This is a genomic window from Sphingomonas desiccabilis (assembly GCF_004135605.1).
GTDB classification, from domain to species: domain Bacteria; phylum Pseudomonadota; class Alphaproteobacteria; order Sphingomonadales; family Sphingomonadaceae; genus Sphingomonas; species Sphingomonas desiccabilis.
In genome coordinates, this window is the sequence record NZ_SDPT01000004.1 from 63,282 (window position 1) to 76,302 (window position 13,021).

Annotated in this window: 9 protein-coding genes; 4 read left to right on the forward strand and 5 right to left on the reverse strand. The window is 67.4% G+C overall.

Annotated features, from left to right (window positions below):
* Positions 1-122: 122 nt before the first annotated feature.
* Positions 123-1,298, reverse strand: coding sequence for a mannonate dehydratase (gene uxuA, locus EO081_RS16160; protein WP_129343453.1), 1,176 nt, complete (start codon positions 1,296-1,298; stop codon positions 123-125).
* Between the two features lie 167 nt (positions 1,299-1,465).
* On the opposite strand from uxuA, the gene EO081_RS16165 reads away from it, so the two are divergent.
* Together EO081_RS16165 and EO081_RS16170 are read left to right on the forward strand one after the other, a co-directional pair.
* Positions 1,466-2,959, forward strand: coding sequence for a UxaA family hydrolase (locus EO081_RS16165; RefSeq protein ID WP_129343454.1), 1,494 nt, complete (start codon positions 1,466-1,468; stop codon positions 2,957-2,959).
* Between the two features lie 58 nt (positions 2,960-3,017).
* Positions 3,018-3,776 carry a FadR/GntR family transcriptional regulator gene (locus EO081_RS16170; protein ID WP_129343456.1) on the forward strand — a complete coding sequence of 253 codons (759 nt, stop codon included), beginning with the start codon at positions 3,018-3,020 and terminating at the stop codon, positions 3,774-3,776.
* A 5-nt stretch (positions 3,777-3,781) separates the two neighbouring features.
* On the opposite strand, the gene EO081_RS16175 is transcribed toward EO081_RS16170, so the two are convergent.
* The 4 genes from EO081_RS16175 to EO081_RS16190 form a co-directional block, all read right to left on the reverse strand.
* Complete coding sequence (locus tag EO081_RS16175) at positions 3,782-5,248, reverse strand: mannitol dehydrogenase family protein (protein ID WP_129343457.1); 1,467 nt, start codon at positions 5,246-5,248, stop codon at positions 3,782-3,784.
* The gene (gene uxaC, locus EO081_RS16180; protein WP_129343459.1) at positions 5,245-6,660 is read right to left on the reverse strand and encodes a glucuronate isomerase; all 1,416 of its coding nucleotides are present in this window, start codon (positions 6,658-6,660) and stop codon (positions 5,245-5,247) included. The genes EO081_RS16175 and uxaC overlap by 4 nt, the downstream gene beginning before the upstream one ends.
* Positions 6,661-6,751: 91 nt before the next feature.
* Positions 6,752-7,789, reverse strand: coding sequence for a LacI family DNA-binding transcriptional regulator (locus tag EO081_RS16185; RefSeq protein WP_129343460.1), 1,038 nt, complete (start codon positions 7,787-7,789; stop codon positions 6,752-6,754).
* A 258-nt stretch (positions 7,790-8,047) separates the two neighbouring features.
* Complete coding sequence (locus EO081_RS16190; protein WP_240697741.1) at positions 8,048-10,669, reverse strand: glycoside hydrolase family 3 C-terminal domain-containing protein; 2,622 nt, start codon at positions 10,667-10,669, stop codon at positions 8,048-8,050.
* 221 nt (positions 10,670-10,890) lie between these two features.
* Here EO081_RS16190 and EO081_RS16195 point away from each other — a divergent pair, with 221 nt between their 5' ends.
* Together EO081_RS16195 and EO081_RS16200 are read left to right on the forward strand one after the other, a co-directional pair.
* Positions 10,891-11,721: a 2-keto-4-pentenoate hydratase gene (locus tag EO081_RS16195; RefSeq protein WP_129343461.1), complete on the forward strand. Its 831-nt coding sequence runs from the start codon at positions 10,891-10,893 to the stop codon at positions 11,719-11,721.
* Positions 11,702-12,988: an MFS transporter gene (locus EO081_RS16200; protein ID WP_129343463.1), complete on the forward strand. Its 1,287-nt coding sequence runs from the start codon at positions 11,702-11,704 to the stop codon at positions 12,986-12,988. The genes EO081_RS16195 and EO081_RS16200 overlap by 20 nt, the downstream gene beginning before the upstream one ends.
* Positions 12,989-13,021: the final 33 nt, after the last annotated feature.

The window sequence follows — 13,021 nt, forward strand, 5'->3', positions numbered from 1 at the left end:
ACGGCTCAGGGCAGGGGAGGCTGGGCTCACCTTCCGCATTGGGCGGGTCAGATCACCGATCTCGGGCCCTGCGTCGACAAGGTCGCTTGCGAGATCGCCGATATTCCCTCCCGGGAGTTCCTTCAGGCGAAGGTGCGTGCAGCCTGCGCGATCCCGCGTTCGAGACCGCGAAGCTCGGCCAGCCCCCGCATCCGTCCCAACAGCGAATAGCCCGGGTTCGTGTGCTTGTTGAGGTCGTCCAACATCTGGTGGCCATGATCGGGGCGCATCGGGATCGAACGGCCTTCCCGCTGCTGCAGCGCGTATACGGCAGCAACGACCGCGGGCATGTCCGCGTCCCCCTCCAGATGCTCGGCTTCGTGGAAGGCGCCGTCCGGCTCGCGCTGTACGGACCGCAGGTGCAGAAAGCCGATGCGCTCACCCAGCCGCTCGACCATGCCGGGAAGATCATTGTCGGCGCGCACGCCGAACGATCCGGTGCAGAAGCATAGTCCGTTGGAAGCGTTGGGCACGCGTGCGAACAGGTCGGAGACGTCGGCCTCCGTGCTCACGACGCGCGGCAGGCCAAAGATGGGGAACGGGGGGTCATCGGGATGAACGACGAGGCGGATGCCGAGTGCGTCCGCTTCCGGGCAGACCGCCTCCAGGAAGGAAACGTGGTTGGCGCGCAGCTGGCTGGCGCCGACGTGGGCATAGGTCTCGATGCAGCGGAGGAACTCCGACGAGGTGAAATGCTCCTCGCTGCCCGGCAGGCCGGCGATGATGGTGCGCTCCAGGCGGAACCGTGCAGCCTCATCCATCGCGTGCAGAGCGCGATCTGCGGCATCGCAAACCGCAGGATCATAGTCTGCCCTGGCACCCGGACGGCGCAGGATGTGCAGGTCATAGGCGGCTACCATGATCGGATCGAAGCGCAGCGCGCGGGCGCCGCTCGGCAGCGGCCAGGCAAGGTCCGTCCGCGTCCAGTCCAGCAGCGGCATGAAGTTGTAGGTGACGACGGTGATACCGCAGGCGGCGAGATTGCGCAGGCTCTGGCGATAGGCGTCGATGAGCTGGTCCCAGGCCGCGGTGCGGGTCTTGATTCCTTCATGCACCGGCAGACTCTCGACCACCGTCCAGCCGAGTCCCGCCTCCTGGATCTGCGCCTTGCGGGCCGCGATCGCCTCCTGCGACCAGACGGCGCCGTTCGGCACCTCATGCAGTGCCGTGACGACCTCGGTGGCGCCGGCCTGACGGATGTCCGCCAGTGCGACCGGGTCCGCGGGACCGAACCAGCGCATGGTCTGGGTCATCATCATGGGCGTCAAACCTCTGGAGAACAGGACCGCCGGAACGACGGCTAGGGATGACTTGAACGCTAGTACGAGGCCGGACATCAGACAAGTAGATGCGCAGCATCCCGTGCCTTGCCGGCAGAGAGGCAAGAAGTTATCTGAGTAATCTCTTCAGCAGGCGAACGCTTCCGATGCAGACCACCCACTCCGCGCTTCAGGTCGATCCCCGCGACGATGTTGCCACTGCCCTGCGGGATCTGCCCGCCGGGGAAGCGGTGAGCCTCGGCGGCACGACGCTGACGCTGTGCGAGCCGGTGGCGAAGGGCCATAAGCTGGCGGTGCGGCCGATCGCGGCGGGTGCCGAGGTCGTGAAGTTCGGCTGGCCGATCGGGCGCGCGACGGTGGACATCCCGGCCGGCGCACACGTCCACACGCACAATGTCCGCACGCTTCTGGAGGAGGCGCAGCATTATGCCTATGCGCCTGCCCCTTCCGTGCAGGCTGAGCCTGTCGCCCGACGCACCTTCGATGGCTACCGCCGTGCAAATGGGGCGGTGGGTACGCGCAACGAGATCTGGATCCTGTGCACCGTCGGATGTGTGGGCGCGACCGCGCGGCGCCTGGCCGAGCTCGCGGCGCGGCGCTTCGCGGGCCGGGTAGAAGGTGTCCATGCCTTTCCGCACCCCTACGGCTGCTCGCAACTCGGCGACGACCTCGACCATACCCGGACAATGCTGGCGAGCCTGGCGCAGCACCCAAATGCCGGCGGCGTGCTGCTGATCGGCCTGGGATGCGAAAACAACCAGATGGACGCCCTGCTGGCATCGGCGCCGGGCATCGATCGCAACCGACTGCGTGCCTTCACCACGCAGATGGTCAGCGACGAATATGAGACCGGCCTTTCGATGATCGAGGAACTGGTTGCGCTGGCCGAGCAGGACCGGCGCGAACCGGTGCCGCTGTCGGAATTGGTGCTGGGGCTGAAGTGCGGCGGCTCGGACGGCTTTTCCGGCGTCTCGGCCAACCCGCTGGTCGGGCGCGTTGCGGATGCGGTGGCGAACGCGGGCGGGACCCCGGTGCTGACCGAAATCCCCGAAATCTTCGGGGCCGAACGCATCCTGATGGCGCGCGCCCAGAACGAGGCGGTGTTCGGCGAGATTTGCCAGTTGGTCGAGGACTTCAAGGGCTATTTCATAGCGCACGGTCAGCCCGTCTATGAAAATCCCTCGCCCGGCAACAAGGCGGGCGGCATCACGACCTTGGACGAGAAGTCTCTGGGCGCGGTTCAGAAGGCGGGTCGCGCGCCGGTGGTCGACGTGCTGCGCTACGGCGAACGCGTGCGCCAGAAGGGCCTGGTGCTCTTGGAAGCGCCAGGCAACGATGCAGTATCCTCCACCGCCCTTACGGCGGCGGGCGCTACCGTGATCCTGTTCACCACCGGGCGCGGCACGCCGATGGGGTTTCCAGCGCCTACGCTCAAGATCGCGTCCAATACCGGGCTTGCCGAGCGTAAGCCCGGATGGATCGACTTCGACGCGGGGCCGCTGCTGGAAGGGGAGGCGCCGGAAGCGGTGACCGAACGGCTGCTCGACCTGGTGGTCGCGACAGCGTCCGGGGCAGAGACCCGCGCCGAGCGCAACGGGGAGCGGGAGATTGCGCTCTGGAAACAAGGCGTGACCGTCTGAGCCGGCGGGTGACAGCGGCGGTCGTGCCGCCTAGGCTGGACAGGTGCAGGAATCCAGCATGACCCGACCCGCCGGACGCAAGCTCTACCAGGCGATCATCGATGCGCTCCAGGCGGATATCGCCAGTGGCCGCTTCGCTGCGGGCGACCGGCTTCCGACCGAGCGGGAACTGGTCGATCGTTTCAGCGTCAGTCGCCTGACGGTGCGCGAGGCGGTGATCGGCATGGAGATCCTGGGGCTGGTGGAGGCGCGGCGGGGATCGGGCGTCTATGTGACGGCCGGCGCGCCCGGGCTGCTCCAGCCATCAGATCTGGACATCGGGGCTTTCGAACTGATCGAAGCGCGCCGGCTGGTGGAGGGCGAGTGCGCCGCCCTGGCCGCACTTACCCGCAGCGACGCAGACGTGGCGGCCCTGCGCGAGACCCTGGACCGGATGATCGCCGAGAATAGGATCGACAGCCCGGACGAGTTCGCAGACCGCGAGTTCCACCGCCAGATCGCGCGGGCCACGGCGAACGATGCGATGGTCCTGACGGTGGAGACGCTGTGGGACGTGCGGCATCGCTCGCCGCTCTGCGTGGCCGTGCTGGACCGCGCGCGGCGAGCAGGGGTAAAGCCGCGCATCGAGGACCACCGGACAATCCTCGATGCGATCGCCGCCGGCGATCCGGATGCGGCACGCCACGCCATGCGCCGCCACCTGGGTCGCGTGATCGAACACCTGCTCGAGGCGACCCAGCATGACGCGCTGGAACGCGCCAGAGCCGAGGCGGCTGAGCTACGCGCCCGCGCAAACCGCTTCTCCGCGATCCGCTGATCCGGTCAGAGCCGGGCAAGTGTTGCGCGGGCACCCTCCGTCTCGAGGCGGTGGAGCCAGGCGGCGAGAAGCCGCGCAAGGTCCGCGTCCTCGGCGAGTGCGGGCGGGAAAACGGCGTCGAGCGCAAGCAGCGCGGTCACCTTCTCCTCGGCGGTGCCGGTGCCTTCCAGCGCTGCAGCGGTGCGCGCAGCGAGCGGATCGTCAACGGTGAAGCCTTCGCCCTGATCGTCGATGCCCTCCTGCCAGCGCATCCAGCCGGCGACCGCGAGCTTCAGGGCGGGGCAGCGGGTATCCGTCGCGCGACATGCTGCGATGCTCGCGAGGAGCCGCTGCGGCAGCTTCTGCGATCCGTCCATCGCGATCTGCCGGGTACGGTGCTGGAGTGCCGCGTTGGCGAAGCGCGCCATCAGCCGGGTGCGATAGGCTGCGACGTCGAGGCCGGCCGGCGGCGACAGCGTCGATTCCGCTTCGTCCCACAAGCGTTCGACGAACCGACGTCCCTCGGGCAGCGCCACCACCTCGTGCACGAAGTCGATGCCGGCGAGGCCCCCGAGATAGGCGATACCCGAATGCGCGCCGTTGAGCAGCCGCAGCTTGGCCTCTTCCCAGGGCGCCACATCATCGGTCAGCTGGACGCCGAGCGCGGCGAAGTCGGGGCGTGGCCCGGCGAAGCGGTCTTCGATTACCCACTGGGTGAAGGGTTCCGTCTTCACCATTGCCCGATCTTCGACGCCGAGGGTCTGCGCGAGCTCGGCGACGTCGGCATCGGTGGTCGCGGGGACGATGCGGTCCACCATGGTCTGCGGGAAGGCGCCCTCCGCCTCGATCCAGGCGGCGAGATCGGCGTCGTGCGCGGCGGCCATGCGCAGCACCGCTTGTCGCAGCCGCGTGCCGTTGTGCGGCAGATTGTCGCAGCTGATCGCGGTAAAGGGCGCGATGCCGGCTGCGCGGCGCCGGGCGAGCGCCGCGACCAGAAAGCCGGGCGCGGTTCGCGGAGCGTCGAGGCTGGCGAGGTCGGCAGCGACATCCGTATCCGCCTCGATCAACGCGCCTGTGGCGGGATCGAGTTTGTAGCCCTTTTCAGTGATCGTCAGCGTAACCAGATGGGTGTCGGGGCTGGCGAGCGCGGCGACGACTGCCGCGGGATCCTCAGGCGCCACCAGCACGGTTTGCACCGCCCCGATCAGCTGCAACCGGCGGGCGTCGCCCTCACGTTCGAGGAGCGTGTAGAGCCCGTCTTGGGGTACCAGCTGGTCGCGCACGCCGGTGGAGCGCAGCGACACGCCGACGATGCCCCAGCGCAGGTCGCCGGCGGTGAGCGCGGCGTCGAACACCGCGGCCTGGTGCGCGCGATGGAAGGCGCCGATGCCGAGGTGGACGACGCCTGCCTTGACCGCGGCGCGGTCATAGGCGGGGCGGGCGACTTCGGGCGGCAGCGTGGTCAGGGTCGCGTTCGAAAGGCGTGCGCTCACAGCTTGTAGGCCTGCTTGACGAGCTCGTAGGTCAGCGCCTGCGCCACCTCGTGCGCCTCGTCCTCGGGCAGCCGATGCTCGGCGACGAGGCGGGCGAGAAAGGCGCAGTCCATCCGGCGCGCGACATCGTGGCGCGCCGGGATCGACAGGAAGGCGCGGGTGTCGTCGTTGAAGCCGACCGTGTTGTAGAAGCCGGCGGTCTCGGTCACCCGCTCGCGGAAGCGACGCATGCCCTCCGGACTGTCGTTGAACCACCAGGGCGGGCCGAGCCGCAGGGACGGATAATGGCCGGCGAGCGGCGCGAGCTCCCGCGCATAGCTGTCCTCGTCGAGGGTGAAGAGGATGATGTTGAGGCGCGGGTCAGAACCATAGCGGCTGAGCAAGGGATGAAGCGCGCCGACGAAGTCCGTCGCCATCGGAATGTCGGCGCCCTTGTCGCGGCCGAACTGCGCCATGACGGTCGCATTGTGGTTGCGGTGGACGCCGGGGTGGATCTGGAGCGTCATGCCGTCCTCGATGCTCATCCGTGCCATTTCGGTGAGCATCTGAGCGCGGAACAACTCGGCTTCGGCAGCGGTGCAGCTGCCGGAGCGGACGCGGGCGTAGAGGCGCTCGGCCTCCGCTTCCGAGAGATCGGCGGTGGCGGCGCTGGGGTGGCCGTGGTCGGTTGCGGTCGCGCCGCCGACTTCGCGGAAATAGGCGCGGCGGTTCTCGTGCGCGCGCAGATAGCCCTTCCAGCTCGACACGTCCTCGCGCGCCAGCTCACCCAGTCGCTCGACGTTTTGCTGGAAGCCCTCGAACTCGGGATCGAGGGCGGGGTCGGGGCGGTAGGTGGTGATGACCTTGCCCTGCCACCCGCTCGCGCGGATCGCGCGATGGTGGTCGAGAGGGTCGAGCGGGCCCTCGGTGGTGGCGATCGCCTCGATGTTGAAGCGCTCGAACAGCGCGCGGGGACGGAACGCCTCTTGCTTCAGCGCGGCCTCAATGGCGTCGTAATAGGTGTCCGCATTGGCCGCCGACAGCACTTCGTCGAGCCCGAAGATCTCGACAAAGACCCAGTCGAGCCACATGCGCGAAGGCGTGCCGCGGAACAGGTGATAGTGGCTCGCGAAGCGGCGCCAGATCGCGCGCGGATCGGCCTCAGTCGAGCCGCCGTCGACGCGCGGGACGCCCAGTTCCTCCAGCGGCACGCCCTGGCTGTAGAGCATGCGGAAGACATAATGATCCGGGATGATCAGCAGGCTCGCCGGGTTGCCGAACAGCTCGTTGCGGTCGAACCAGGCGGGATCGGTGTGGCCATGAGGCGAGAGGATCGGCAAGCCGGCGATCCGTTCGTACAGTCGCCGCGCGATCGCGCGGGTGCTGGGATCGGCGGGGAACAGCCGATCGGGGTGCAGCGCGAGCTTGGTCATCGAACAGCCTCAGGCAAGAAGGGGGACGGGCGGAGCCGCCGTGTGCTGCCGGGAGGATGCAAAAGCGGCCGGAACCTGTCCAGCCAATTTATCAGATATCTCGTACGGCGGGTGCCGCGACCGACGCGCGGCGGATCAAGGTCGAGAGGAAGAGCGCATGTTCGTCGCTGTCGCCGCCGTCTCCTGCGCCCTCACCGATCAGCTTGAGCGCCGCTGCCCGCGCCATGGTCTCGATCGGCCAGCGCACGGTGGTGAGCGGCGGCCAGAGGTGGGAGGCGATGGTGGTGTCGTCGAAGCCGATGATCGACAGGTCGGCGGGTATTTCCAGGCCGCGTTGACGCGCGACGTGGATGGCGCCAGCCGCCATCTCGTCGTTGGAGGCGAAGATCGCGGTGGGACGGGGCAGGAGATCGAGGAGCCGCTCGGTGGCGCGCATTCCGGAATCGAAGGTGTAGTCCCCAGGGGCGATCCAGGTGCGGTCGAACGGCAACCCGGCCGCCGTCATGGCCTCTTCATAGCCGGCCTGACGCTCGAGCGTCGAGCGGAAGCCGCGAGGGCCGGCGATGACGCAAATCTGGCGGTGCCCGGCTTCGATCAGGTGCGCAATCGCATGCCGGACCGTTTCGCGGTCGTTGGAGGCGACCATGTTCTGCGGCGTGTCGAAGGGCGCCGAGCCCATTCGAACATAGCGGCAGCCGATCGACGCACAAAGCCCGGCAAGCTGGTCGTTCTCCGAAATCGGCGGCAGCAGCATGACCCCATAGGGCCGCTGGCGTTCGAGGAAGCGGCGGATTTCGCCCAGCATCTCGGGATCGCCGCGGTCGACCGGGTGGACCAGCAGCTCGAATTCGGTATCGCGCAATACCTCCAGTAGGCCGTGCTGAACGCCCAGCACCATCTGCGCGTTCGGGTTGTCGTGGATCAGCGCGATCACGAAGTTGCGGCGCAACGCGAGTGCGCGGGCCTGCGGATTGGGGGTATAGCCCAGCTCGGCAATCACCTGTTCGACGCGCTTGCGCGTGTCCTCGTTCAGGAGATCGCTGTTGTTGATGACGCGGCTGACCGTCTTCTTCGAGACGCCGGCAAGGCGTGCGACGTCGTTGATGGTGGGCTGGGACGCCTTGGTCATGGTCCATCCATAGCGGCCGAGCGAAGTTTTTTGCCAGCGGCATTTGGATGCGCCGCCGGGCAGGGGTGACTGGCCTTTCTTCCAGGCAGCGCCGATGCGCTTCGCGGCACCCGGGGGCCCTCTGGTCGGCAGCCTCGATCATGGGTGTCGATGCGGGGATCGGCAGGTCAAGGGCACGGAGGGCCGATCGCTCCGCACCGGGCGGAGCAATCTTCACCACAGGCAGGGTCCCGAACAGCGTGGAGTGCTCGGCAGCGTTCAGCGCGGGAGCAGCTTCTCGCCCGAGATCGCAAAGGAGGTCGCCGCTCCAGCGGCTTGTGCCAAGCCGGGCCGTGAGACCGGCTGACCACCTCCGACCCAGAGGTCTACCTGCCCCGCCGATATCCGGCGGCGCCCCTGCGGATCGACGAAACTGAGCTGCCGATCCTTGAGCGCAAAGCGCACCGTGCGCGTGTCGCCCTTCTTGAGGTGGACCCGCTCGAAGCCTTGCAGCGTCCGGATCGCAGCGCCGTCCTTGCCGGGATGGGCCACGTACAGCTGTACGACCTCGTCCCCGTCCATCGCGCCAGAATTGGTCACATCCACCGACACCGTCACCGAGCCATCCGCCTGGATCGTCTTGTTGCTGACGCGCGCATTCCCGTAGGTGAAACGGGTGTAGGAAAGGCCGTGGCCGAAGGGGTAGAGAACCTCCCCATTGAAATAGCGATAGGTTCGCCCCTGCATCGCATAATTGTCGAACGCAGGCAGGTCGTCGGCGGACGTGTAGAAGGTGACCGGGAGGCGCCCGGCGGGGCTGTAATCCCCGGCGAGCAGGCCGGCGACGGCATGGCCGCCCTCGCCACCCGGATACCAGGCTTCCACGATTGCAGGGATGTTCGTGTCGGCCCAGTTCACGCTCAGCGCCGATCCGTTCATCAGCACCAGGACAACCGGCTTACCGGTGGCATGGACGCGCTCGAGCAGCTTCTGCTGCGGTTCCGGCAGGTCGAGGCTCGTGCGGTCCCCGCCGGCGAAGCCTTTCGCCTGAACCTTCATCTCCTCGCCCTCGATGCGCGCGGAAAGCCCGCCTGCGAAGATCACCACGTCGGCCTGGGCGGCGGCTGCGACCGCATCGTCGCCGTTGGCGCTCGGCAGGCTCCACAGGAGTTGCTGCTGGCCGCGCGCGCCGCGCTGGAAGCCCTCGACACGGACCGCATAGCTCTTGCCACGCTTCAGGCGGATGGATCCGGCCAGGATCGAGGGCGCGTCGCCGACGCCCCACTCGTCCACGACCAGCTTATTGTCGATCCAGACGCGGTAGCCGTTCTCGGTGGAGAAGCGGAAGCGGTATTCGCCGGTTTCCGGCGCCACCAGCGTGCCCGTCCAGCGCGCAGAGCTTTCGCGGTCGCCACTCCACGTCACCTGGGCGTTGGTCGCGGTCTCCGTGGCGCTTGGGGTGCCCTGCAAGTCGCGGTTGGCGTAGTGCTGGACGCGCAACCCCCGGAAGGCGGAGTCGGGCACCGGTGCTTCTGCCGGCCCGATGAGGCCCACGCCTTGGGCATGGAGGATCCGCGCGTTGGGATAGCGCGCGCGGATGCCGTCGAGGACGGTCACCGGCTGGGATGGCGTGCCGTAATAGTTGCCCACCAGCGTATCGAAGCTGTCGGCATTGGGGCCGATGACGGCGATCGTGCGAGGCGCGCTCTTGAACGGCAGCAGATTGCCCTGGTTCTTCAGCAGCACCATCGACGCCTCGGCCATCTCGCGCGACTTGGCGCGATGCTCGGGCGTGTCATAGTCCTTGGCCGTGATGTTCGCGAACGGCAGCTGCGGGTCGAAGAGGCCGAGCCGGATGCGTGCCTCGAACAGGCGCTGGAGCGAGCGGTCCACGGTCGCCTCGCTCAGGTGCCCCGCTCTCACCGCCGCCACGATGTTCTCCGGATCCGTCGTCATGCCGTTGCGGTAGTCGCCGCAGATCAGGTCCATGCCGTTTTCGAACCCAGCGGCGACGCCTTCCGGAGCGGTGTCGGTGTAGTGCAGCGCATCCTTGCGATAGATGTTTGCCGCAGCACCGCAGTCGGAGACCACATAGCCCTGGAATCCCCACGCACGGCGTAGATACTGTTCCTGCAGGACGGCGTTGGCGCAGCCCGGCACGCCCCAGACCGCGTTGTACACGCACATGATCGACGCGACCTTGCCCTCCGTCACCGTGGTGCGAAACGCCGGCAGATAGGTGTCCTCCAGGTCGTGGAGGCTCGGGTACACGTCCTCCCGATGGCGGTTGCTTTCCGGGCCGGAGTGGACGGCAAAGTGCTTCGAGGTCGCGATGGTCTTGAAGTATTTCGGGTCGTCGCCCTGCAGCCCCCGGATGAACGCGGTGCCGATCTGGCCCGTCAGATAGGGATCCTCTCCGTAGGTTTCCTGGCCGCGCCCCCAGCGCGGATCGCGAAAGATGTTGAGGTTCGGGGACCACACCGTGAGGCCGCGATAGAAGTCGCTTCCGCCGTCGGGATGCCGGCGTTCGAGATATTTCGCGCGAAACTCGGTGGAGATCACGTCGGCGGTGTTCCGCATCCGGTCGACGTCCCAGGTCGCCGCCATGCCGATCGCCTGCGGGAATACCGTGGCGATGCCCGCACGTGCCACGCCATGCAGACCTTCATTCCACCAGTTATACTTGGGAATGCCCAGCCGGGGCAGCGCAGGCGCGTCGTGGCCGAGCTGAAGCGCCTTTTCCTCCAGGCTCATCTTCGAGACGAGATCGCGGGCGCGCTCGGCAGGGGGCAGCTGCGGGTCGCGATAGGGAAGCTGCGCAGGGGCAGTCTGCGCCGAAGTGACGCTGACCGGCGCGACCGACGACAAAAGTAGAAGTCCAACGAGCAAACTGCGGCCCACGCGACATCCCTCCGAAATTTCTATTTGAGGCGGACTGTGCACATCGACCTACCGAGGTCAACGGAAATGGTACCGCTATCGCGCCCGCGGACAGCGAGTTTGCAACGGGTCCGCCTCCGCACGCTCCTTCTGATGCGTAGATGGCCGCAGTAGAAACAGCCTTGCCCCTGACACCGGTTTCCAATAGCGATGCCTGCGAGATGCAGAAGGTGTTTTGGTAGATGAGCGGGGAAGAGGCGATCGCGCGGGCCTTTGTGGAGGCACGGCGTACAGGCGCGGCGCTTCCGACCTATCCGGGCGTGCGTCCGACCTCGCTTGCTGCTGCCTATGGCGTGCAGGACCATGCGATCGCGTTCCACGGCGGAGCCGTCGCCGGGTGGAAGGTGGGTCGGGTCCCGGCGCCTTACAGCGACACGCTGGGCGTGCCGCGGCTCGCGGGACCGATCTTCGCCGACCAGATCCAGAGCGCCGGCGATGATCCGGCCAGGCTGCCGGTGATCTCCGGGGGATTCGCTGCGGTGGAGGCCGAATATCTGCTGCGCATCGGCCGGTCGCCGAAGCCGGGCACGCAGCGGCTCTCGCCGGAAGACGCGGTCGCGCTGGTCGATGCGGTGCATGTCGGGTTCGAGATCGCGAGCTCGCCCTATGCGGGAATTAATGCGGACGGACCGCTGGTCACGATCAGCGACTTCGGCAATCATAACGCATTGCTGATTGGGGCACCGGTGGCAGACTGGTCGAGCCGGACCTTTGAGGATTGGCAGGTCGCAACCTTTGTCGACGATACATGCGTCGGGGAAGCGAGCGCGCGCACCATGCTCGACGGGCCGTTCGGCGCCGTCGCGTTTCTGGTCGAGAGCCTGGCCGCGCGCGGCCGGGCGCTGGAGCCGGGGCAATGGGTCTCCTCAGGTGCGGTGACCGGCGTCCACCAGGTGGCGGTCGGGGCACGTGTCGAGGCGCGGTTTGGAACGCTTCGGGTGAGCGGCACGATAGAGGCCGCCGCCCGGCAGGAGAGTATGTCGGAGATGAAGCATGGAGAACGGACGGGCTGACCCGGTTGCAGGCGCGGTAGCGCGGGCGGGTCGCTATCGTTGGGGGATCGTCGCGCTCCTCTTCACGGCGACGGTGATCAACTACGTCGATCGACAGATGATCGGCGTGCTCAAGCCGACGCTGTCGGCGGACCTCGGCTGGAGCGAAACCGACTTCGCCGACGTCATCTTCTTTTTCCAGCTGGCCTATGCGATCGGCTATCTGGGTTTCGGCCGGATCATGGACGTGATCGGCGCGCGCTTCGGCTATGCCATCGCCTTCGTCATCTGGCAGATCGCGCACATCGCCCATGGCGGCGCCTATTCGGTGACGCAGTTCGCCATGGCGCGGTTCGGCCTGGGCCTGGGCGAGTCCGGCAACTTCCCCGCGAGCATCAAGGCAGTGACCGAGTGGTTCCCGGCGCGCGAGCGGGCGTTGGCGATCGGCGTATTCAACGCGGGCGCCAACGTCGGCGCGATCATCACGCCGCTGGTGGTGCCGATCATCACCGTCACCTACGGCTGGCGTGCGGCCTTTATCATCACCGGCTTGGTCAGCCTGCTGTGGCTGGTCGCCTGGCTGCTCATGTATCGCCGTCCCAGCGAGCATCCCAAAGTGACCCGGGCGGAGCGCGCCTGGATCGAGCAGGATCCGGCCGACCCGGTGACGGCGATCCCCTGGAAGCGGCTGATCCGCGTGCGCGAGACCTGGGCCTATGCGCTGGGCAAGTTCTTCATCGACCCGATCTGGTGGTTCTTCCTGTTCTGGCTGCCGGGCTATCTGGGGGAGCGCTATGACCTGGATCTGTTGAGCTTCGGGCCGCCGCTGGTCGCGATCTACCTGCTGTCCGATCTGGGCAGCGTGGCGGGCGGCTGGCTGTCCGGCCGGTTCATCAACGCGGGCAAGAGCGTCAATTATGCGCGCAAGATGACCATGTTCATCTGCGCCTGTGCGGTGGTGCCGGTGTTCTTTGCTCAGTCGATCGACAATCTGTGGCTGGCCGTGCTGGTAATCGGCATTGCGACCGCGGCGCACCAGGCGTTCTCGGCCAACCTCTATACGCTGCCTTCGGACCTGTTCCCGCGCGCGGCGGTTGGTTCGGTGGTCGGCATCGGCGGCACCGTGGGCGCGATCGGCGGCATGCTGATGGCCAAGTACGCCGGCTATGTCCTCGACAGCATCGGCAGCTATGTGCCGCTGTTCGCGGTCGCGGGCGCGGCCTATTTCCTGGCGCTGCTGTGCGTCCACCTGCTGTCGCCGAAGCTGGCGCGCGCGCAGGAAGTCTGAAGGCAAGCGCGGGCGGCGCCAAAACGCCGCCCG